The sequence below is a fragment of the Allobosea sp. LC85 genome, from assembly GCF_000735605.1.
In the GTDB taxonomy this organism is placed as follows: domain Bacteria; phylum Pseudomonadota; class Alphaproteobacteria; order Rhizobiales; family Beijerinckiaceae; genus Allobosea.
Genome location: NZ_JPKG01000028.1, coordinates 46,260 through 68,344, shown reverse-complemented (window position 1 = coordinate 68,344; position 22,085 = coordinate 46,260). Strand labels below are relative to the sequence as shown.

The 22,085-nt window shown below is 64.7% G+C and carries 19 protein-coding genes; 4 read left to right on the top strand and 15 right to left on the bottom strand.

Features of this window, described 5'->3' with window-relative positions:
• Window positions 1-73 precede the first annotated feature (73 nt).
• The 4 genes from FG93_RS13875 to FG93_RS13860 form a co-directional block, all read right to left on the bottom strand.
• The gene (locus FG93_RS13875; RefSeq protein WP_244448613.1) at window positions 74-856 is read right to left on the bottom strand and encodes an amino acid ABC transporter ATP-binding protein; all 783 of its coding nucleotides are present in this window, start codon (window positions 854-856) and stop codon (window positions 74-76) included.
• On the bottom strand, window positions 841-1,509 hold the full coding sequence (locus FG93_RS13870) for an amino acid ABC transporter permease (protein WP_043235261.1): 669 nt from the start codon (window positions 1,507-1,509) through the stop codon (window positions 841-843). Before FG93_RS13870 ends, FG93_RS13875 begins: the two co-directional genes overlap by 16 nt.
• 97 nt (window positions 1,510-1,606) lie before the next feature.
• Window positions 1,607-2,419, bottom strand: a complete 813-nt coding sequence (locus FG93_RS13865; protein ID WP_043235258.1) for a transporter substrate-binding domain-containing protein — start codon at window positions 2,417-2,419, stop codon at window positions 1,607-1,609.
• 61 nt (window positions 2,420-2,480) lie between these two features.
• Window positions 2,481-4,181, bottom strand: coding sequence for a thiamine pyrophosphate-binding protein (locus FG93_RS13860; RefSeq protein WP_052513747.1), 1,701 nt, complete (start codon window positions 4,179-4,181; stop codon window positions 2,481-2,483).
• A 107-nt stretch (window positions 4,182-4,288) separates the two neighbouring features.
• On the opposite strand from FG93_RS13860, the gene FG93_RS13855 reads away from it, so the two are divergent.
• The gene (locus FG93_RS13855) at window positions 4,289-5,044 is read left to right on the top strand and encodes an IclR family transcriptional regulator (RefSeq protein ID WP_043235256.1); all 756 of its coding nucleotides are present in this window, start codon (window positions 4,289-4,291) and stop codon (window positions 5,042-5,044) included.
• A gap of 96 nt (window positions 5,045-5,140) precedes the next feature.
• Here FG93_RS13855 and FG93_RS13850 read toward each other — a convergent pair whose 3' ends face one another.
• The 6 genes from FG93_RS13850 to FG93_RS13825 form a co-directional block, all read right to left on the bottom strand.
• Window positions 5,141-6,436 carry an NAD(P)/FAD-dependent oxidoreductase gene (locus FG93_RS13850; RefSeq protein WP_043235254.1) on the bottom strand — a complete coding sequence of 432 codons (1,296 nt, stop codon included), beginning with the start codon at window positions 6,434-6,436 and terminating at the stop codon, window positions 5,141-5,143.
• 123 nt (window positions 6,437-6,559) lie between these two features.
• Window positions 6,560-8,035 carry a YdiU family protein gene (locus tag FG93_RS13845; RefSeq protein ID WP_043235251.1) on the bottom strand — a complete coding sequence of 492 codons (1,476 nt, stop codon included), beginning with the start codon at window positions 8,033-8,035 and terminating at the stop codon, window positions 6,560-6,562.
• A 114-nt stretch (window positions 8,036-8,149) separates the two neighbouring features.
• Complete coding sequence (locus tag FG93_RS13840; protein ID WP_043235249.1) at window positions 8,150-10,777, bottom strand: AAA family ATPase; 2,628 nt, start codon at window positions 10,775-10,777, stop codon at window positions 8,150-8,152.
• Window positions 10,778-10,780: 3 nt separating this feature from the next.
• Window positions 10,781-11,905: a DNA repair exonuclease gene (locus tag FG93_RS13835; RefSeq protein ID WP_043235247.1), complete on the bottom strand. Its 1,125-nt coding sequence runs from the start codon at window positions 11,903-11,905 to the stop codon at window positions 10,781-10,783.
• 217 nt (window positions 11,906-12,122) lie between these two features.
• Window positions 12,123-12,317, bottom strand: a complete 195-nt coding sequence (locus FG93_RS32410) for a hypothetical protein (RefSeq protein WP_152579434.1) — start codon at window positions 12,315-12,317, stop codon at window positions 12,123-12,125.
• Window positions 12,318-12,370: 53 nt separating this feature from the next.
• Window positions 12,371-14,149, bottom strand: coding sequence for a cytochrome c biogenesis protein DipZ (locus FG93_RS13825; RefSeq protein WP_043235243.1), 1,779 nt, complete (start codon window positions 14,147-14,149; stop codon window positions 12,371-12,373).
• A 367-nt stretch (window positions 14,150-14,516) separates the two neighbouring features.
• Here FG93_RS13825 and FG93_RS13820 point away from each other — a divergent pair, with 367 nt between their 5' ends.
• Together FG93_RS13820 and FG93_RS13815 are read left to right on the top strand one after the other, a co-directional pair.
• A complete protein-coding gene (locus FG93_RS13820; RefSeq protein ID WP_043235241.1) occupies window positions 14,517-15,257 on the top strand; it encodes a response regulator in 741 nt (246 codons plus the stop codon).
• Window positions 15,254-16,573, top strand: coding sequence for an ATP-binding protein (locus FG93_RS13815; protein WP_052513746.1), 1,320 nt, complete (start codon window positions 15,254-15,256; stop codon window positions 16,571-16,573). Before FG93_RS13820 ends, FG93_RS13815 begins: the two co-directional genes overlap by 4 nt.
• A 134-nt stretch (window positions 16,574-16,707) precedes the next feature.
• Here FG93_RS13815 and FG93_RS13810 read toward each other — a convergent pair whose 3' ends face one another.
• From FG93_RS13810 to FG93_RS13795, 4 genes are all read right to left on the bottom strand, one after another.
• Entirely contained in the window at window positions 16,708-17,763 is a 1,056-nt protein-coding gene (locus tag FG93_RS13810) for a nitronate monooxygenase family protein (RefSeq protein WP_043235239.1), read from the bottom strand.
• Between the two features lie 63 nt (window positions 17,764-17,826).
• Window positions 17,827-18,057 (bottom strand): 4-oxalocrotonate tautomerase family protein, encoded by a 231-nt coding sequence (locus FG93_RS13805; protein ID WP_043235237.1) that lies wholly within the window; start codon window positions 18,055-18,057, stop codon window positions 17,827-17,829.
• Between the two features lie 24 nt (window positions 18,058-18,081).
• A complete protein-coding gene (locus FG93_RS13800; RefSeq protein WP_043235235.1) occupies window positions 18,082-18,792 on the bottom strand; it encodes an SDR family NAD(P)-dependent oxidoreductase in 711 nt (236 codons plus the stop codon).
• A gap of 151 nt (window positions 18,793-18,943) precedes the next feature.
• Window positions 18,944-19,879 carry a LysR family transcriptional regulator gene (locus FG93_RS13795; RefSeq protein WP_043235234.1) on the bottom strand — a complete coding sequence of 312 codons (936 nt, stop codon included), beginning with the start codon at window positions 19,877-19,879 and terminating at the stop codon, window positions 18,944-18,946.
• A gap of 398 nt (window positions 19,880-20,277) precedes the next feature.
• On the opposite strand from FG93_RS13795, the gene FG93_RS13790 reads away from it, so the two are divergent.
• Window positions 20,278-20,901, top strand: coding sequence for a VOC family protein (locus FG93_RS13790; protein WP_043235233.1), 624 nt, complete (start codon window positions 20,278-20,280; stop codon window positions 20,899-20,901).
• A gap of 857 nt (window positions 20,902-21,758) precedes the next feature.
• Here FG93_RS13790 and FG93_RS31225 read toward each other — a convergent pair.
• Window positions 21,759-22,046: a hypothetical protein gene (locus FG93_RS31225; protein ID WP_052513745.1), complete on the bottom strand. Its 288-nt coding sequence runs from the start codon at window positions 22,044-22,046 to the stop codon at window positions 21,759-21,761.
• Window positions 22,047-22,085 lie beyond the last annotated feature (39 nt).

Genomic DNA, 22,085 nt, shown 5'->3' with positions numbered 1-22,085 from the left:
TGCAGGGACGCGTGTGGCGGCGCGCCGGCACATGAGTGGGGGCGCTGCGCGAGGGGAAGACGATCGAGACGGATCAATCGTTGATGATGGCGCGCAGGAAGCGGCGGGTGCGTTCCTCTGCCGGGTTTTCGAAGAAGGCGCGGGCAGGGGCTTCCTCGACGATCTGTCCGGCGTCGAGCAGCATCGCCCGGCTGGCGACGCTCTTGGCGAAGCCGATCTCGTGGGTCACCACGACCATCGTCATGTTGTGCTCCTGGTGCACCTTGCGGATGACCTGGAGAACCTCCTCGCGCATCTCGGGATCGAGCGCCGATGTCGGCTCATCGAACAGCATCAGGGTGGGGTTCATCGCCAGCGCCCTGGCGATCGCCACGCGTTGACGCTGCCCGCCGGAGAGCTGGAACGGATAGACCTTCGCCTTCTCCGCCATGCCGACCTGTTCGAGCAGCTTTCTGCCCTGATCTGTCGCGATGCGAGGCGTCGTCCCGAGAATCTTCATCGGCGCAATGGTGATGTTCTCGAGCGCCGTCATGTGCGGGAATAGATTGAAGTTCTGGAAGACGAAGCCCGTCGACAAGCGAATTCTCTGCAACGTATCGGGATTGGCCGTCTCGACATTGCGCCCGCCCACGGAAATGTCGCCGCGATTGATCGTCTCGAGACCGTTGATGCAGCGCAGGAGCGTGCTCTTGCCGCAGCCGCTGGGGCCGCAGAGCACCAGCACTTCGCCCTGTGCGACGTCGAGGGAGATGCCGTTGAGCACGCTGACGGCGCCATAGGATTTGTGGACGTCGCGAATACGGATGAAGGCCTGAGCCGGGGCCGCCGTCGTCCTGGTCATCAGATCGGTTGCCATTTTTGAAGCCTTTCGAGCATCCGCATGAGCAGGGCGTATCCCCAGATAAGCGCCACATACAGAACGGCTGCGCCAGTATAGAATTCAAGCGGGCGGAAGAATTGTACGGTCAGTTCTTGAGCCCGGAACATGACCTCCGGCACCGCGATCAGGACTGTCACGGTCACGTTCTTGATGACTGTGATGTGGACATTGGTCAGGGACGGCAAAGTGGCAAAGAAAGCCTGAGGCAGCGTGATGTAACGCATCACTTTCCAGCGCGAGAACCCGAGGGATTGTGCAGCCTGGGTTTGCGTGGCTGGGATCGCTTCAAGGCCGCCGCGAAACGCTTCGCAGGCGAGCGCAGCCCCGTTCAGGGACAGCGCGATGATCGAGCTCACGGTCGGAGAGAACGAAACCCCTGTCAGGATCGGCATGACATAGTGGATCCAGATCAGCAGAACCACGACGGGAAGCGTGCGGAACAGGTCCACGAACACAACCGAGGCGCCGCGCAGCAGCCAGCGCCGCGACATGCTCATCGCCGCCAGCACGACGCCGAGAATGGTCGTGATGATGATGCTGGGAAAACTCGTCCACCACGCGTGCCAGAGGCCGCCCGCGAGGTAGGGCCCGTATTCGGTCAGGACACCGAACTGAAATGTGTAATTCATGACCTCATCCGACCAGCATTTTTACCCGAGCAAGGACGATCCATCGGGGCAGGGGGCGGATACGCGACCGGAATCTGACCCCTGCCTGGTTCGAGGGCTAGCGTGGCCCGGCAGCCAGTTCAGGCGGCAGGTTCCATTTCTCTGCGAGGGTGCGGTACCACCCCCGCAGTTTCATGGAGCGGACATAGGTATCGAGGAAGACCAGAAGGTCGAGATCGGCATATCGGACAGCGTGGTTCATGCTGGTCCATTCCGTCTGATCGCTGGCGAACTTGATGTTGCGCAGCTCGGTCGGGCGCTCCTGAGCGCGCAGCTCATTCGAAACGGAATCGCCGATATAGGCCGTCGACCGCCCTTGCATGACCTCGAGCACCGCCGCTCCCGTATCGGAGAGGGGCGTGACCTTCGCCTTCTTGAAGGTGCGCTGGGCATATTGCTGGGCAGCGGTGCCCGAGACCACGGAAAGGACATTGCCCTCCTTGTCCAGGTCCGCGAAGGTCCGCACCGGGCTGTCCGCGCGAACCATGGCGGTGGACGAGAGATAGCCGAAGGCCTCTCCAAACGCGACAGCGGTCGCGCGCTCGGGCGTCGCTCCGAGCCCGCTCATGATGACGTCCCATTTGCCGGCCTGGAGTCCGGCCACGAGGCCGCTCCAGGTCGTGTTGACGAGTTCGACCTTGATGCCGGTCATCGCCTCGAGATTGCGAATGTCGTCGACGATGAGGCCTTCATACTGACTCGTCTTCGGGTTCAGCAGAACGAACTTGTTCCAGGGCGCGACTCCGACAACCAGTTTCTTCTCGGATATGATCCGATCGAGCGTGGGACCGGCGGAGGCTCCGGAAGCGGTCAGTGCGACGACCGCCGCGACAGCGGCCGACGCAAGTGTGTTGGCGATGGTTCTCAGCATGCTCTTCCCCTTTTGTGTGGCGCTGTGAAACAGCTCGGCTCTCGTGAGGTGATCGACCGCGTCAATGGACCGCGTCGCGGGCGAGGACGGTCTCAAACCCGACGATCGGTGCTGTGGCGTTGGGATCGATGACGACGTCGATGACAGAGGGACCATCGGCTGCAAGGCCCCGGGCCAGGGCCGCGGCGATCGCCTCCGGAGCCGTGACGCGCTCGCCACGGCACTTCAGGGCCCGACCGACTTCCGAATAGTCGATGTCGAGGAAGTCGCATTCGAGATAGCTGCCCATCACCTTCTGCTCCCAGTGCCGCTGGAAGCCGAGGGTGCCGTTGTTGAAGACGACGACGAGGATATCGACGCCGTAGCGGGCCGCTGTCTCGAGTTCGTTAATGACGTAGCCAAAGGCGCCGTCGCCGCTCACGCAGACGACCTTGAGCGAAGGATCGGCCATCTTGGCGCCGATCGCGGCGGGCAGGCTCCAACCAATTCCGCCGGTCCCACGCGGCGAAAGGATGAAACGCCCCGAGCCTGGCACGTCGATATGGCTCATGGCCCAGCCGGTGATGTAGCTGGCGTCCGTGACGACGAGGGTCTTTTCATCGACCTGTGCCGAGATTTCGGCCAGGAGGCGTTCGGGCCGGATCGGAGTCTGGGTCGACTCTGCGACCGGCCGGAACTCGGCCCTCCAGTTCTCCGTCAGCTGGTCGATCCGCGCCCTGGCCTTCGGGTTGGTTCGTGCCAGGCCGCGATCGGCGCAATAGGCCATGAGGTCGCGCAGCGTATCACGCACATCGCCGACCATGGCGATGTCGGTCGCGAAATTGCGACCGATCTCGGCCGGGTCGATATCGAGATGGATCAGCTTGGTTTCAGGCTTGGGCAGAGACCATTCGCTGTAGCAGATCTGGCCGGTGCGCGAACCGAGCACGAAGACGACGTCGGCCTCGGCGAACAGCGTGTTGGAGATCTGCCCGCGACCATAGCGCCCGCCCGTCGTGGAACCGAGCGGGCCCGCAGCGAGCGGGTGCGTATCGGCAATGGCTCCGCGCCCGGTCATGGTTGTCGCGACCGGAATGTCGAACAGCTCCGCCAGCATCCGGATTTCTTCTTCGGCGCCGGAAATGATCGATCCACCGCCCGCGATCAGGAGCGGCCGCTGGGCCGTCGCGAGCAGCTCTGCCGCCTTCTCGATGGATTCGCGGCTCGCCCGGGCCCGGTTGGCTGGAAAATGCGTGTAGGCTTGGTCAGCCCAGGTCTGGGCTTCGGCTTCGGCTGCCATGACATCGCCGGGGCAGAGCAGGACCACCGGGCCCGGCCGCCCCGATGTCGCGATCCGGAAGGCCTTGCGTACCGCATCGGCCGCCTGCTCCGGAGCATCGATCCGCGTCACGTCCTTCACATAGGGCGCAAGAGCGACCGCATGATCGAGCGCGCTGCTGGCGTTCTTGTTCTTGAGGCGCAGCGGGTGGTCCTGGACAAGTGCGATCACCGGTACGGAGGAGCGCTGCGCCTCCAGCAGCCCGGTGATCAGATTGGTCGCGCCCGGTCCGAAGGTGGCAGCGCATACGCCTGGCCGGCCGGTCACCTGGGCATAGCCATGGGCCATGATCGCCGCATGCTTCTCGTCGCGGACCGTTACGATCCGCGTGAATGAACGGTCGACGGCGTGGAACACATGGATCGGATCCTCCATGCCGAACAGGCAGGTCACCCCGTAGCTCTTCAGGGTTTCGTAAAGTAGCGCGCCGCCGGTGCCCCGCATGGGTGTCTCCTCTTGACAGTCGACAAAGTGTTGCTTATTACGCAACATGTTGATTATTTATCGTACGCAGGACATCCGCGCGGCGTCAAGCCGCCAAGCGAGCGCTCATGAAATCGATCGAGAAGGCCGTTAGTGCGCTGCAATTGCTCGTGAACTCAGGAGGCGAGTTGCGGGTAGGCGAAACCAGCCGCCACTTGAAAGTCACGCGCAGCAGCGCCTCGCGCCTGCTGGCCTCCCTGGCGAGCGGAGGGCTGATCGAGCAGGATCCCGCGACACAGCGCTACAGGGCGGGCATCCTGGCTGTGCAGCTGGCTGCGAGCTTTCACCGGAACTTCGATCTGGTGGAGCAGGCGCAGAAGGAAATGGACGAACTCGCCCGCACGACCGAGCACACGGTATGGCTGGGGGTCCTGTCCGGCACCGAGGTCGTCGTCCTCAAGACGGCGCGCGGCTCGCAGCCGATCCAGTTCACGGTCGAGCCCGGCCATAGGCTGCCCGCCCACGCCGCCGCCATGGGCAAGGCGCTCCTTGCCGTCAAACCGGACGCGGAGATACGGAGCCTCTTTGCTGCGTCGCTCGACCCGGTGACGAAGCAGACCCTGGTTTCGATCGACGACCTGCTGCGCGAGATCGCGATGTCGCGATTGCGCGGCTATGCGATCTCAAATCAGGAGCTTTTCGACGGCGTGAAGGCCATCTCCGTTGCCTTCGAGGACCCGCATAAGGGCATGAACATCGCCATCAGCGTTTCCTACCCGCTGTTTGCCCTTGAAGGCGGCAGCGACCAGTCGGTTGTCGATGCGCTGCTCCTGTTCGCTCATCACTTCGGTTCCCGGATCGGGGACAAGCGCTGGACGAAGTAGGGCGGGCTGGCGTTGAAGGAGCTGTGCGTAAGGCCTGTCGACGTGGTGCCTGCACGAATCCGCCAACCCGGGGGACTCTTCTCCCCGAGGGGCTGTCTATCGTTGCTTTGATCGGCTTTCGTTTTCGCGCCCCTGCGTGATCAGCCGCGAACTCCTCTGGTCGCGCGTGTGACCCCACAGCCAACTCAATGCCACGCTCACCCGATTGCGGACGCCGATCAGGAAATAGATATGAGCGAGGCCCCATAGCCACCAGGCCAGCGCGCCGCGGAGCTTGAAGGATCCGAAGTCGATCACCGCAAGCCGCTTCCCGATCGTCGCCAGACTGCCCGCATGCTTGTAGCGAAAGGCGGGTAGCGCGCGCTCCCCGCGAAGCCTGAGGCGGATTGCCGTTGCGACGTGTTTTCCCTGTTGCTTGGCTGCGGGCGCGATGCCGGGAACGGGGCTTCCATCGGGCGCAAACACGCTCGCCGTGTCGCCAATGACAAAGATTTCGGGCCTGCCAGGTACGGTGAGATCGGCCTCGACCTTGACCCGTCCGGCCCTGTCCGCGGGAGCACCCAGCCAGTCGGCTGCGGGGGAGGCCTGCACGCCGGCAGCCCAGATGATCGTCGCCGCGGCAAGCCTCGTGTCGCCGTAGATCACCCCTTCGGCCGTGCATTGCGACACCGCCTGTCCGAGGAAGATCTCGACCCCGAGCCCTTCGAGGGCACGATGGGCATAGGCGGACAGGTCGGGCGCGAAGCCGCCAAGCACGCGCGCAGCGGCTTCGATCAGCACCACGCGTGTCCTGCGGGTATCGATGTTGCGGAAATCTTCGGGAAGGGTGGAGCGCGCGAGTTCGGCAATCGTGCCCGCCAGTTCAACGCCCGTGGGGCCGGCTCCGATGATGACGAAGGTAAGCAGTGCCGCCTGTCTCAGCGCATCCGTTTCCCGTTCTGCCTTTTCGAAGGCGAGGAGAATGCGACGCCTGATCGTCGTGGCGTCCTCAAGGGTCTTCAGGCCGGGCGCGAAGGGCTCCCAGTCATCATGCCCGAAATAGGCATGCCGCGCGCCGGTCGCCACGATCAGGCTGTCATAGGCAAGTGTGGATCCGTCATCGAGAGCAACGCGGCGGGCCTCGGGATCGATGTCATTGACGCTGCCCAGCAGCGTCGTGATTTCCGGGCGCTTGCGCAGGAGATGCCGGATGGGCCAGGCGATCTCCGAGGTCGCGAGCGAGGCGGTGGCCACCTGGTAGAGAAGTGGCTGAAACAGGTGGTGATTGCGACGATCAACGATGGTGATCCGAACCGGTGCGCCGGCGAGGCGATGGACCGCCTCGAGCCCGCCGAACCCGGCGCCGACCACGACCACATGATGGCGGTCGGAGAATTCATCTAGCGTCGCCACAGGAGAATACTCGAAATGTCCGGCCAGTTTAGGGGGCTTTAGGGCGCGGCGACAAGACTGGCGCTTGCAGCTTGGCATCGAGCCCCACGATCCGAAATTGGCCCGGATCGAAGCTGGCTGAGTTCAGGTTCCGCAGAAGGTCGCGAGCACACGCTCATGAGCCGCCGGCGGCCGGGCGTAATCCTCCCGCCCTGGCTGCTCGTCATAGGGATTTGCCAGAACCGCCAGCAATTCCTCGAAGGGAGCGAGATCCTGCTGCTCCACGGCCGCGTCGATTGCGGCCTCGACACGATGGTTGCGTGGGATGAACAGCGGGTTGGCGGCGCGCATCGCCTTCACCCGCTCCGCGGGCGATATGGCTTCGCGCGTCAGCCGTTGCCGCCACCCGCTTTCCCAGTTGTCGAACTCGGCAGGGTTGCCGAACAGGTCGCGGCAGGCACTCCCTTCCGCGACCGAGGCTCCATCAACGCTCAGCCGCCGGAACACCAACGTGAAATCGGCCTGGCCACGCTGCATCGCGTCGAGCAAGGCCTTGATCAGCACGACATCATCCGGCTCATTGGCGAAGAGCCCGAGCTTGCGGCGGAAACCACCGATCAATGCGGTCTGGAACAGCTCATCGAAGCGGTCCAGCGCCTCCTGCGCCAGCTTTACCGCGTGGTCCTGGTCATCGGCCAGCAGCGGGAGCAGCGCTTCGGCGAACCGCGTCAGGTTCCAGCGCGCGACGGGAGGCTGATTGCCGTAGGCGTAACGCCCGCGCTCGTCGATGGCGCTGAACACCGTGTCCGGGTCGTAGGCATCCATGAAAGCGCATGGCCCATAGTCCAGCGTTTCGCCCGCAACCGACATGTTGTCGGTGTTCATCACGCCGTGGATGAAGCCGATCTGCATCCAGCGAGCGACAAGTGCTGCCTGTACGGCAATGACAGCCTCCAGCAGGGCCAGATACGGTGCTGCAGCGGCGCTGATATCAGGATAGTGCCGGGCAATGACGTGGTCGGCGAGGAGGCGCAGTCCCTCGACATCCCTGCGGGCCGCGAAGAACTGGAATGTCCCGATCCTGATATGGCTGGTGGCGACCCGGGTCAGCACCGCTCCGGGGAGCAATGTCTCGCGCCGGACCGTTTCACCCGTCAACACTGCGGCGAGCGCCCGCGTCGTCGGCACGCCCAAGGCAGCCATGGCCTCGCTGACGATGTACTCCCGCAGCACGGGCCCCAGCGCTGCCCGCCCATCGCCTCGACGCGAGAATGGTGTGAGGCCTGCACCCTTGAGCTGGATGTCGCGACGGTTGCCATTGCGATCGATCACCTCACCGAGCAGGACAGCGCGTCCGTCGCCGAGCTGCGGGCTGAACCCGCCGAACTGGTGGCCGGCATACGCCGTGGCAATCGGCTCGGCCCCTTCGGCAACACGGTTGCCCGCAAGCATCGCCGTGCCGTCGGGACCTGCCAGCCAGATGGGATCAAGACCGAGTTGCTCCGCGAGCGCCGTATTCAACCGGAGGAGACGCGGCGAGCGGACCGCGCTGGGATTGACCCTCACGAAGAAGCGCTCGGGGAAGCGGACGTAGGAATTGTCGAAGGGGATGGCGGTCATGGGACGTAGATAAGCCTCGGCAGCAACACCGCAACTCTGGCCCTGACCCTGTGCTCAGAACCGAGCAGGTTTTCGGGATCCGGTTGGTGCGGACCGGCGCCCTCCCACGTGGGGCTAAATGCGCCGGATCGGAGCGCCGAGCTGGATGAAATCCTTCTCTCGACAGGTCAGGATGAGGATCTGCAGGGAACCGGCAGCCTTGTTCAAGACGAGGTGCATCCGGTCGAGGCGCTCTTCGTCGGTGTTCACCAGGGCGTCGTCGAGGATGACGATCGACGGCTGGCCAAAACCGCGCAGGATGTCGGCCAGAGCCAGGCGCGTGATTACCGCTGTCTGCTCTCTGGCGCCCATGCTGAGCTGTCTGAAGGGCTCTTCGACGCCGGCGCGGACGAAGTGCTCGATCTCGAGCGTGTCTTCGTTGAGCACGATCTGGCTATCGGGATGGAGCAGGCGCAGATACGGGGCTACCCGTTCGCGCACAGGGCCGAGCCAGCGGTCCTTGGACTCGCGTTGCGCCTCCGCCAATGTCTCGTACAGAAGCCGGGCGCCATCGGCCTGAGCCTTTGTCGTGGCGAGCTGCTTTTGCTTGAGCGCGATCTGACCTTCGATCTCGGACAGCTGCTCACCCAATCCATCACGGCCAAGCGCTCGAAGTTCGACCTCGAGATCGCGAGCTTCGCGGGCCGCCTTCTCAAGATCGGTGCGGATATTCTCAGCCGCGTTCCGGGCTCTGGAGAGGGCCAGCGAGGCAGCTTCGGGGTTTGCCTGTTCCAGCGCACGAATGGCAGCCCGCTCAGCCTCCTTGGCGGTGGTGTGGGCCGATTGGGCGGCGTCACAGCTCGCCTGCAGCTCGATATCCGAGAGCTTCGAGCGAGCCTCGATGAGGTCGCGCCCCTTCTCGTTGGCGCTCGTGATTGCGGCGTTCAGGCGCTCGTTCCAGATCGCGGCGTCAAGCGTGGCCTTCTCATGCTGGGCGCGGTGCCGCGCCGCGGCGTCCTCGGCGACCTTCTCGTCCTGGATGGCGATCCGTTGGGCCTCGACGGCCCGGGTGCGGCTCTCATCTGACGCTTCGCTTGCGTCGATGTCCCGCGCTGCAAACTGGGTGGCGATCGCGCGCTGGTTCCGGGTCTCCTGTCGAAGGGCTTCGAGCCCCTTGGGGGCGGTGGCGCTGATCAGTTTCCTCTGCAGCTCTGCTTCGGCAATCGCTGCGGCCTTGTGCAGCATTTGCGATCTTGCCGCCTCGAAGCTGGCGCAGCCGGTCTTTCGCAGCTCGCTCTGGAACGCGCGCTCCGCTTCACTGAAGGCTCGCGCGAGATCATCGACGCCGCCGCCTGGATGGACAACCAACTGCCCGAATCCTTCGAGCTCGATTGTGGCGTCCCTTGCCAGGAGCAGGGGCGTACCCAGAGAAATTGGTTTGCCCTCGGAAGAGACGCCCTGTTCGGCGTTCGGCTTGAACTCGATCCGGACACTCGCCGCCTCAAGCCGGGCCCTGGCTTTCGCCAGCTGCTCGCCGGTGCGTTCCAGCGTGTCGATCTCGGCCTTCGTGACGGTGATGGCCGCAGCAGCGGCCAATGCGGTCATACGCTTGCCGTCAGCCTCCTCGGCACTCCTGAGATCGAGTTCCAGGCGGGCGAGGAGATGCAGCGCGCGGCTGTGATCGATGGCCTGCTGGACCGCGGCGAGAGCCTCGTCCGCAGCGCTCCGCGCAGCCCGGGCTTGCGCCAGCGTCGCAGTGGTCGTGGCGGTCGCCCGCTCGAGCCAGCTTACGACGCCCTTGGCATCCTCGGCATCGTGAGTAGCCTGGGCTAGCGACGCCCGCGCGGCATCCGACGATTTCACGAGCGCTTGCCGCGATGCGAGCCGTTCCGTGGCTGCCTCGGTCTCGGCCTTGCAGCGTGTGGCGTCACGGCCGGCGTCAGCAACGATCGTCTCGAGCTTCTGAGCCTGTACCATCGCTTCCTGCGCAGATGCGAGGGCGGACAAGGCTTTGTCGAGAGACGCGTCCTTCTGATAGCGCGCGACGATCTCGCGCTTCCTGGCGAGTTCGCCGACCTTGCTGTCATGCGCAGCGAGGCGAACCGAAATCTCTTCGCGACGAGCGGAGAGGGCTTCGACATCGTCGAGCAGTGCCTTGTAGTCACCGCGCGGCTTGTAGCGTTTGTCCCAGTAGGTGCTGCGCCGGGCTTCGGCTGCCGCAACGAGGGCTCTCCCGCGCTCTCCGCCGATGACCTGACCGACTTCGGATTCGAGTGCCGAAGAGAGCGAGTCCCGGCCGGCGCCGACGCCGAGCGCCTGATGGGAGAGGCCCTGCTCGACCCAGAGAAGCCCGAAGATGCCCTGGTGATCCTGCGGCTTGGATCCGCCGCGGCCGGGCGGCGTAAACCCGAACAACTCCGCCAGGCGATCATCGGCTGCGTCACCGATGTGACGCTCGTTGGCACCGATCAGCTCGGCCTCGGGCTTCTGGCAGAAGGCCTTGCGAAGCGACCAGGTCTGCCCATTGAGCTCGAAGTCGACTTTGACCTGAGGACGGACATTCTGGTTGTAGGGCAGCATCGCCTGCGCGGCTTCGCCACCGACGCGGTGACGTTCGAAGAAGGCGGCCCGCAGGGCTGCGAGAATGGTCGACTTGCCGGCTTCGTTGTCACCCGAGATGACGTTGAGGCCATTCTGGAGGCCGTCGATAACGACGGATCGGAGCTTCCGGAAATCCTCGATCTCCAGGCGACGAAGGAACATGGTTCAAGCGCCCTTCGAGAAGTGGTCGAGATACATCATCCGAAGCGCCATGCGCGCAGCGCCGGCCTCGGGATCGCTGTCATTGGCTGCCTTGGTGCGCAGCCGCTCGACCGCGGTGCGAACGAAGCCGGATTTGTCGAGAGCATCGAGATCATCGGAGGTCGGCTCATCGACCAACGCGCTGTCATCGATCTCGAGATGGTGAAGCCGGGCCTCCCAGGAGCGAAGCTCGCTTTCGAGGCGCCGGCGCTCGGCAAGGCTGACGCTGCCCGCCAGCGAGAGCGAGACCACCTGGTGGCGATGGCTCGCGGCGAGATCACTGAGCGTTTCGATGGCGCGATCGCATGTGCCGTCGACAAGTTCGACCGCGACCTTGTTCCAGCGGAAGTGCCCGACATCGACGGTCTCGACGCTCTCGGGCGCACGGGGCCCGGCAATGTCGACGATGTAGACCGAGCCGGCGTCATTGGCCTTGTGGCGATCAGGTTCGGGCGTCCCGGAATAGTAGGTCCGCTCGGCGATCTTCAAGGCGCCATGCCAGTCGCCGAGTGCCAGATAGCAAAGATTGGCGGTCTCTGATCGATCTTCGGGGATTTCGTTCGACGATTCCGCAGCGCCCGGCAGTCGGTTGGCAACGCTGCCATGGGCCAGGCCAATGCGGCACGCCCCATCGGGGGACGGCGCATCGACGAACCAGGTGGTCTGGTCTACGGCCTCTCGCCGGCGTCGCAAGGGGGCGGGCAGAACGACAGCCCGACCGCTCCAGAGCTCGAGCGGTTCCGGCTTGTCGGCGATGATGACATTGGCAGCCGGGCCCATGGCCTGGATCCGCGTCCAGACACTGTGGGCCAGGGCCGCATCGTGGTTTCCGGGCAGGAATATCCACTGTCCCTTGAAGGCGGCGAGGGCTTCGAGCGTGCGCACGATGGTCCGGTCCGAGACCGAGTTGCTGTCGAAGGCATCGCCTGCAACCAGCACGGCGTCGACCTGTCGCTCATGCGCCAGGCTGGCAATCGTCTCGACGGTCTTGATCCGCTGTGATCGCAGTTCCGCCCCGGGATCACCGACGATATTCGAGAACGGCTTACCGATCTGCCAGTCGGCGGTATGAAGAAAGCGAAATGCCACTGCGTCCCCCTGCCAAGTCGCCACCATCGTTGCTGGTCACGAAAATGCAAGCTGAGGCGGCCGATTTCTGGGGGACGCGCGGTTCCTGCCGCTTGGGCGCAACCCGTTTGGGGCGCAGCCGAAGCGAGTTGGCCGTTCAAGGTCTGCCTCCGCCTTGGTGGAGATCATCGATGCGAACGCGCTCGACACAGGCCGGTCAGCACTGCGACCGATGAGGTCACCACTCCTGCAGGCGTGCCAGGTTGCCTTTGCTCGATGGGGGCGCGGGCACTGACGTGAGCGCTCCAACGAGGGCGGTCAGGGCTGGCGCCGATGACGCGGGGTCGCGCGGATCGCTGTCCCAGGCGCAGGGGGCTGCCATCAGCGCGAGGGCGGCGACCGCGATGACGCAAATTCGGGTGGGTCTTTTCATGTCAGCCTCCAAGCTGCAGGGGAGCGGGGATCTTCGTGCTCGTTCGGCGTCCGTCACCCGAAGGTGAAGGTGTAGGCTTCAACTCCCGGATCGAGGAACTGCACCTCGAAGTGGCGTTCGCGGACATCTCCTGCCTGTCGCACGAGTTGGTAGAGACCAGTCTGCGAAGCCACGCCTGTGCCCTCGGCATCGATGTCCGCCCCGTGATCGGCGCCCGGGGCTCTACCGTCGATCGTGACCCGGAAGCGGACCGGCTTGCCAGCCGGGCCGGGGCCAAGCACGAGATGCAGGTCCCGGGCGCCGAAGCGAAAGGCGATGCTGCCGTTGGCGCGATTGAGAGCAGCGCTCTCGGCAGCGACAGTCCAGTTGCCCGAGAGCCCCCACCGGTTGAGGCGCAATATCGGGATCGAGTAGTTCCGAGCCTGATCACCAGCCATGCCCTCGGGCGAAGCGAAACCCGACGCCTTGAGATAGCCGAGATAGGTTTCGCCCGATCGCGCCTGCGCGGGGGCGGCAGCTGCTTGTGCTCCCGTGGCGTCAGGGGAGACGAGACCGCCGTTCGCGGCGCGGTTGCCTGCCGCGTCCGCAAGCAAATCCTGAATGATCCGCTCCGATCGCGTCGTGTCGCCTTCGCCGAAATGTCGGTGGCGGATGCGGCCCTGTGCGTCGATGAAGTAGAGGGCTGGCCAGTAGCTGTTGCCGAACGCCCGCCAGATCCTGAAATCGTTGTCAATCGCTACGGGATGGCTGATGCCGAAACGGGCAATGGCCTGCCTGACATTGTCGATTTTTTTCTCGAAGGCGAATTCCGGCGCGTGGACGCCGACCACCACTAACCCCTGTTCCTTGTACTTCTCCGCCCAGGCGCGGACATAAGGCAGGGTGCGAATGCAGTTGATGCAGGAATAGGTCCAGAAATTTACGAGAACGACCTTGCCGCGAAGCTGTTCGGCGGTAAGAGGGGCCGAGTTCAACCACGCGACCGCGCCATCGAGACCAGGTGCAGCCCCCTGGTCAGGCAGGGCGCTTCGGTAGGGTGTCCGCGCATCGCTCGCAGTTGGGACGGTGCGGTCATTGGCCAGCCGCAGCGGGCTCGCGGCAGCGGCAGCGGCATCGGGACCGAGCCGATCGAGCAGCGCCTGTTCTATTCCGTTGGTGCTTGCATAGGAGAGCCGCGCCAGCAGGCCGGTGTCGAGCCCCGACGCGATCGCCACGATACCGGCGATGACCGCGATACCGAGGCCCTGCCGGACGCGCTCCCCGAGGCCCAGGGAGCGCCTCATCGCCGCGAGGATCGGGCCACCCGCAAAGACGGCCAGGCCGAGTGATGTCGCGGCGCCCGCGGAATAGGCGATGAGAAGCAAGCTCGTTTCGAGATTGGCTCCATTGAGCGCTGCGCCGGTCAGCAGCAGGCCCAGGATCGGTCCCGCGCATGGTGTCCAGAGAAAGCCGGTCGCCACGCCGAGCAGCAGCGAGCCGCCAATCGTACGGCCTCCCGGCCTGGCCCCGCTGGACAGTTGTTCTCCGAGCGCAACGACCGGGCGCGACAGCAGCGCCGCGGCACGCGGCGAGATCAGTGTCACGGCGAAGACCGCCAGAAGCGCGAACGCGGCATAGCGGCCGAGTTCGTTGGCCTGCACCGCCCAGGCTCCGCCGACCGCGCTCAGCGTGACGACCCCGGCGAAGCTCGCAGTCAGGCCGACGAGGATCGGCACTGTGCCGCGAAGAAAGGATTGGTCGGCTCGCGCAAAGGCGAAGGGTAGTATCGGCAGAATGCAGGGGCTGACGACCGTCAATGCTCCTGCCAGATAGGCAATTACGAACAGCGTCATGGCCGATCCTCTCAAGCACTCCCTGCGCAGTCCTCCGCGCCGGAGATCCCGAATGTTCGGCTGAGCTAACCGCCTGATGTATCTGGAGTGTCTTTCGGCACGAGCAGATCTGTAACGGAGTGTAGGCGCATGCCTCCGGCAAGGCATAGGGCGGGGGCCTCGCTTCCGACGGCGCCAAATCAGGAGCGCCCGATGAAGGGCGCCGCGTGGCAGCGCCCAGAGATAGGGGGCGTTGGCCGAAAACATTGTTCAGCCGTGTATCGGCGGGCACACGCGATACATGGTGGTACAAATCTCCACGCAAATGCCGAGATCTGCATACTGAGCACTGCTACTGCGCTGGCAGCAAAGGCGGAAAGTCGTATCGATGGACCAGATTGATCACGTGCTTGTTGTCGACGACGATCGGGAGATCCGGGATCTCATTTCGACCTATCTGAAGAAGAACGGCCTGCGCGTAACCGTGGCCGCGGATGGTCGCCAGATGCGATCCTTCCTTGAAACCGATAGGGTCGACCTGATCGTGCTCGACATCATGATGCCCGGAGATGACGGGCTCGTGCTCTGTCGTGAGCTCAGGGCGGGCAAGCACAAGGCCACGCCTGTGCTGATGCTGACTGCCCGCAACGACGAGACGGACCGGATCGTCGGTCTCGAAATGGGAGCCGACGACTATCTGGCGAAGCCTTTTGCGGCCCGCGAACTGCTGGCCAGGATCAAGGCCATCCTGCGCCGCACGCGCATGCTGCCGCCGAACCTGCTGGTGACCGAGGTCGGCCAACTGCTCACTTTCGGTGATTGGCAGCTCGATACGATTGCGCGTCACCTGCTCGACAAGGGTGGCACGGCGGTGACGCTGAGCGGCGCGGAATACCGGTTGCTGCGCGTCTTCCTCGACCATCCACAGCGGGTCTTGTCGCGCGACCAACTTCTCAACCTGACGCAGGGGCGCGAGGCTGAGCTGTTCGACCGTTCGATCGATCTGCTGGTCAGCCGCGTGCGCCAGCGCCTGGGCGATGACGCGCGCGAACCGGCCTATATCAAGACCGTGCGCAGCGAGGGCTATGTCCTGGCCATGCCGGTCGAGATCACGACGGCTCGTCAATGACCGTGCTCTCGGATTTGCGCCGCACCATGCATATGCCGCGCACATTGCGCTGGCGGCTCTTCCTCATCCTCTTCGCGGGATTGGCTGTGGCGCACGCGCTCTCCTTCGGCATTCTGTTCCTGGAGCGTTCCATGAGCGCCAAGGCGACGATGCTGACGACGCTTGAGCGCGATGTCGGGACCTCGATCGCGCTCCTCGATCGGCTTCCGGCGCAGGAGCGTGCGCAATGGCTGCCGATGCTGGATCGGCCGACCTACCGGTATGAACTCGGGCAAGGGCAGGCTGGCGTACCGGAGTTGGGTAGGCGTGCGGCGGAGATCGCGGAGACGATCAACGCCGCGACCGGACGGCGATTTCCGGTCAAGGTCGAAAGTATCCCGGAGCAGGGTTCGCGGCTCCAGGCCCATGTCACGCTGAGCGATGGCTCGCCGGTGACCATCGACGTGATGCCGTCGCTGATGCCCCTGGCGAATTGGCTGGCCTATGTGCTCGTGGCCCAACTCTTCCTCCTTATATTATGCACGTGGCTTGCCGTCCGCCTCGCAATCCGGCCCCTGCTGGACTTGGCTGAAGCCGCTGCAACTCTGGATCCGAACCGAAAGGCCGAACGGCTCGATGAGACGGGCCCGGCGGAGGTCGCCTATGCCGCGACCGCATTCAATGAAATGCGGGACCGCATCGCGCACTATCTGCGGGAGCGCGTACAGATCCTCGCTGCAATCTCCCATGATCTCCAGACCCCGATCACCCGCATGAAGCTGCGCGCCGAAATGGCGGAGGACGGACCGGAAAAGGACAAGCTCATGAATGACCTGTCCGAGATCGAGCGGCTGGTGCGCGAGGGCGTGGCCTATGCGAAGAGCGCGCAGGGTGATGCCGAGCGGCCCACGCGCATCGACATCGCCTCCTTCGCCGAGAGCATCGTCTTCGACTATCAGGACATCGGCAAGGCGGTGAGCTGTGGCCGGATCATCGATGCGGTGGTGGAGACGCGCCCGCATGCGATCCGTCGCATCCTCACCAATCTCATCGACAATGCGCTCAAATTTGCCGGAGCGGCCGAGATCGAGATCGAGAACCTGCCTGACGGCAAGATCAGGATTGCCGTGCTCGATCGCGGACCCGGCATTCCCGAGGACCAGCTTGAGGCTGTGCTGCAGCCGTTTCACCGGCTGGAGCAGTCGCGCAGTCGCGACACGGGGGGGACCGGATTGGGTCTCGCGATCGCCCATCAACTGGCCCTGGCGACCGGGGGGAGCCTGCGACTGAGGAACCGGTCGGGTGGGGGACTGGCGGCGGAGGTTACGCTCGGCTGACGGTGGCCAGCGCCCGTTCATTACCGATGGCGCCCCGCCGCACGACGGAGCACAAGCCCTCCGTTCTGCCATGCGTGGCGGCTCGCGCACTCAAAACCTGATCCGGCTGGAATTGCCGAAGGGCTCGGAGCGATTCAGGCGCTTGCGCCGGCGAGCATCCGCGTCAGCATTGCTGCGGGCATCGGCTTTGCAAGAGGGAATGACTGCCCTGCCCAGAGCGCGCTGAAGTCGTCGCGCCCGGCGGCCTCTTCCGTATTGCGAAGCGGTCCGAGAGCGCCGCCCGCCGTCGGAAACGCAGGAGCGAGATCGGAAAGCGGGCCGAGATCCGCCATCAGGCGATTGACGATGCCCCGCGCGGGCCGGCCAGTGAACAGGTTGGTGATCGCCGTCGGCCTTTCCGATGCGTTGAGCGCCTGGCGATGGACCTGCGAAACCTTTGCCTCCGGTGTGAAGAGATAGGCCGTCCCGACCTGGATGGCGGCTGCGCCCAGGGCGAAGGCGGCCTCGACGCCGCGTCGATCAGCGATGCCGCCGGCGGCAATGACCGGGACGGAGACGGCATCGACGATCTGCGGGACCAGCGCGAAGGTGCCGAGCTGTTCGGTCATCCGGTCGGTCAGGAAGCTGCCGCGATGCCCGCCGGCCTCGGCGCCCATGGCGATGACGGCGTCGACGCCGCGCTCGGCGAGCCAGCATGCCTCCGCCACCGTGGTCGCGGAGGCGAGGACCTTGGCCCCCGTGCGCTTCACACGGTCGAGCAAGTCGGTCGCAGGGAGCCCGAAATGGAAGCTGACCACCTCAGGCCGATAGTTCTCCACGACAGCGCAGGCCGCCTCATCGAAGGGAGTCCGGCCGCTTGCCGGCTTCGGCATGTCGGGGTCGAGGCCGGCCTCGGCATAATAGCCGGCGAGGCGTGCAAGCCAGGCGGATTGGCGTGCAGGCTCGTCGGCCGGGTTGGCGTGGCAGAAGAAGTTGAGATTGATCGGGCGGCGCGTGCCGGCGCGAACCCGGTCCAGCGCCGCCCTGAGTTCAGCCTCTGTGTATTGCGCGCTCGGCAGCGAACCCAATCCGCCAGCCTCGCTGACGGCGATGACCATTTCCGGCGTCGTCGCACCTGCCATGGGCGCCTGGATAATCGGGAGTTCGATATCCAGAAGTTCCCGAATTCTCGAGCCACTTGTCGTTGTCATGATGGGCGCCTTTCGCAGGTCTCGGCATTCGCCGTCGTGAGCGTGGAAGATGCGGGCTTCTAGCTAGCCGGTCGCTCGCTGCTTTCGGAACGCCGGGACTGGCAAGCCACCCCAGCCCCAGTTCTCCAGTTCTATCTCCTCGATCACGACAAAGGTGGAGTCGAGTGGCTTGTGCAGCACGTCGAGCAGGAGCTTGCTGACGCCGGCGATGAGTGACGCCTTTTCTTCGGCCGTCACCGAAGAGCGGCCGGGGCCGGACCCTTCCTGTGTGACCTGGATGGTGACGATAGGCATGATGACCTCCTTCGTTGACCGTCTTTAGTGACCGGCGCTCTGTCCGCCATCGACGTGCAGGATCTCGCCGGTCACGAAGCCGGCGGATTCCAGGAACATCACGGCGTCCACGATATCCCTGATCTCGCCCATGTGCTTCACGGGATGAAGCGCGGCCAGGAATTCGTGCGTCTGCGGCGCGTGCATCGGGGTCTTGATCACTCCCGGCGCAACCGCATTCACCCGGATGCCCTTCGTGGCATATTCGATCGCCAGCGACTTGGTGGCCGAGTTGATGCCGCCCTTGGTCAGATTGGCGAGAACGCTCGGCACGCTGCTGTTCGCCTGATCGGCGAGGCTCGTGGTGATGCTGACGATATGGCCGGAGCCCTGCTTCAGCATCTCCGTCGCAGCGCGCTGCGTGATGTGGAAGAAGCCGGAGAGATTGATCGCGATCTTGTTGTTGAAGTCCTCGGCCGAATAGTCGGTGAATGGCTTGGCGACAAAGACGCCGGCATTGTTCACCAGCGTGTCGACACGGCCGAAGCGGGACATCGCTTCCCGGATCACCGCCTCGGCGGTTGCCGGGGCGGCGATGTCGCCGCGAACCGCGGCGATGTCCTGATCGCCGGTCTGCTTGATCGAGCGCGAGGTCGCGACAACCCGGTAGTTGCGGTCGCGGAATGCCTTGACCAGACCGGCGCCGATGCCTTGCGATGCGCCTGTAACGATCGCCACTCTCTGTTCGTTGCTCATGATGATCCTCGCCGATGTTCACCAGCCTGCGCTATTGCGGCTGGCAGCCCGTCCGGGGCTGTTGCGCAATAGTTGAGGGATCTGGGGCGAGGACTGAATGGTCGCTGTCGGACAGGCATTCTTCCGTGGGGCGGAAGAATGCCGACGCATTTCAGGGTTTCAGCGCGCCGGCCTCGGAGGAGAGCCGTGCAAACTCAGCGCGCAGGCGGGGGACCGCAAAATCCAGGAAAGTTCGAACCTTGGGAACCGACTGGCGCCCCTGCGGCGTGAGAAGGTTGACCGGTCTGGGCGGTGGCGCGGCGTCCTGCAGCAGAAGCCGCAAGGATCCGTCCTGGACGCGTTCGGCCACATGATAGGTGAGGAGGCGGGTCACTCCGACCCCGTTTACCGCCGCACCGAGCGCGGCGCGCACGCTGTTGACGACAAGCCGTGGCTTGAACTGCACGGATCGAGAGATCGACCCGCCTGCTGCCGGTGAGAAAACCCAGGCGTCACGCCCGAAATCCGTGCAGGCGATGATGCGATGCTTCGCCAGGTCGCCGGGCTCGTCGATACGGGGATGCTGGGCCAGGTAGCGCGGGGCGGCAACGATGACCGGCCTCACTGCTTCGCCTATCCGAATGGCCACCGTGGACGAATCCGGTAGCTCGGCGATGCGCAGGGCAAGATCGATGCCTTCCTCGATCAGGTTCGCACTGCGCACAAGCAGGACAAGATTGACCGAAACAGCCGGGAAGGCATCGAGATAGGCATCGATGATGGGGCGAAGAATTTCCTCGCCGACGATGGGCGGCGCCGTCACGGTCAAGGTGCCCCGCGGAGCCGCTTGCTCGCCCCCCGCGACGGCCTCGGCTTCCTGCAGATCGACGAGCACGCGGCGGCAGGCGGCGGCGTAGCGCTCGCCGATCTCGCTGAGCTTGATGGTCCGCGTGGTTCGGTGGAGCAGTGCGGCTCCGACCTGCTGCTCGAGGAAGGCGATGGCCCGGCTGACCGCAGCTGGCGAGCGGCCGAGCTGACGGCCCGCCCCGGCGAGGCTTCCCTCGTCCAGGGCGGCGATAAACACTCTCATCGCGTCGATGCGATCCATGCACCATCAACTGTCCTGCGGAATGTCCAGCGTCAGGTATTCCCCGGTCGAGTTCAAGCCCGGTCGACGGGGACGATGGCTTCCGAATACGGCCGGCGCTTTCTGCGAAGGTGTCCTCGTCGGAGCTCCATCGCGCTACGCGAACGTCCAGATGAGCCTGCAAAGTCGCGCGTGTACCATTTGCCAGAACGCCTTTGAGGCGGCACGGCAGGTGTTGTTGCCCAATCTTTCCCGCGCCGAACCAGCTGCTCGCTATGGCATCAGGCCAGAAGCGGCGTAAGGTCCCCACCGGGCGATCGGCGGCGCGTGACAAGAAGGTCAATCGCCTGAATTGCTGTGATTTCAGGCGCTTGGAGGAGTGTTGCGACTCTCGCTTATCTGAATGGAAGGAGTTCGACATGAGCGATACTCAACTGCGCAGCGAGACTGGAGAGGGAGCCTTGGCGGCCGACCTGAAGCTTGAGGTCGTCAGCATCCCTGTTTCGGATGTCGATCGTGCCAAGCGCTTCTACGGTGGCTTGGGCTGGCGACTTGATGCCGACTTTGCAGGTGACAATTTTCGAGTCATCCAGGTCACGCCTCCCGGCTCACCCACTTCTGTCATCTTCGGCAAGGGCAACACGGTGGCTCCCTATCTCATCGTCTCCGACATCGAGGCGGCGCGCGCGGCGCTCGCCGCTCGCGGAGCCGAGGTGAGCGAGGTCTACCATTACGGCGAGCAGGGAGACCGTCGCAGCGGACCCGAGCCGACACGGCGCAGCTATGCGTCGTGGCTCTCGTTCAAGGACCCTGACGGCAATGAATGGCTGCTGCAGGAGGTCACCCACCGTCTGCCCGGGCGCGTGGAGGCGGGTGATACACGCTTCGCCTCATCCAGGGACCTCGCAGCCACGCTCCGGCGTGCGGCGGCCGCGCATGGCGAACACGAGAAGCGTAACGGCGGCCAGCATGATGAGAACTGGCCGGACTGGTATGCCGAGTACATCGTCCAGGAGCAGGCCGGCAAACCGCTCCCGACATAGGGATTCAGTGCGACGTCATCGGCCCTTGCGGCACTCGTCGGGCCGGCACCGCTGGGCTGGTCCGCGTGGAGCGCGGTTTACGCCTGGTACTCGCCGATCAGGAGAATTGACCCGGTTCTCCTGATCGAAGGGTCGCGGGCCAGTACCGGGGCAGGGCGCCGGTCAACCGAAGGCCCGCAGCTACACTAGACGTCACTTCCACCCCGTTTCAGCTCCCAGGTCAGAATTGCCAGTGCGAGCCGTTCGAGTTCAAGTTCCGTCATGGGATTGTGGGCAGCGGCGGCGTGGATCTCAGCGGCACGCGCACAAGCGCGAAGGTAATCGGCCTCCGAATTCAACACGATTGGGCGCCGACCAGGAAACTCGGGCGCGCGGTTTCGCCGACGCTCTGGTCGCTCGTCACGCATGCCTGATCATCATCACGCTACGGACCGCCATCGATCACCCTCCTTGGATGCCACCATCATGCAGCGCGAGGTTAGGCTCATTACGGTCAAAGACAACCCTGCGTTGCTGTCGCTGGACAACTTCGTTAACCGAACATTAAGTGTCCGGCGTTTCACCTCGGCCCGCTGCGGCTGTTCGAGCCTAGCCTTGGCTAGGGAAAAGGGAGCAGCCGCGCTTCAATCGCGCAAGGCCCCGGCCACGCTGCGCGGCTTGACGACGATCGCGGGCACGCCGGGCATGGGCAAGCCGTCGAAGGCGGCCCGATCGTCTCGGTTGCTGTCGCATGTCCGTTGCCGAGCCCGTGAACCTCCCAGGCGTTCTCGATCGGTACCAGGATCGCACAGTCCCGGGGCGATCCGAGCGGCGGCAGGCGCCCGACGATGATGTAGTCGTGGCCGGCATGGCGATTGTCAGCCTCGTCCCCATCCTCCTCGCCCGGCTTGTGGCACCTGGCCTGCAACACAATGCGACGGCGTGATGCTCTCGCCGAGCCGATAGTCGACAGCGGCGCCGATCACGGCTTCGCCTTCCCCAGCGAAGAGACGCCCCTCGCTCGGTGCGACGTGGCCCCAGCGCGTGGCAACGGCCGCTGTCGTTCCGATGATCGGATAGCCACGGGTGACGTCTCCGAAGGCGATCGGCGCAAAGGCGGCGACACGCTCGTCCCGGGCCAGCGACTGGAGGACGCTTCCCTCCATCAGGGGATCGCGTCGAGCTGCAGATAAACTGTCGACATC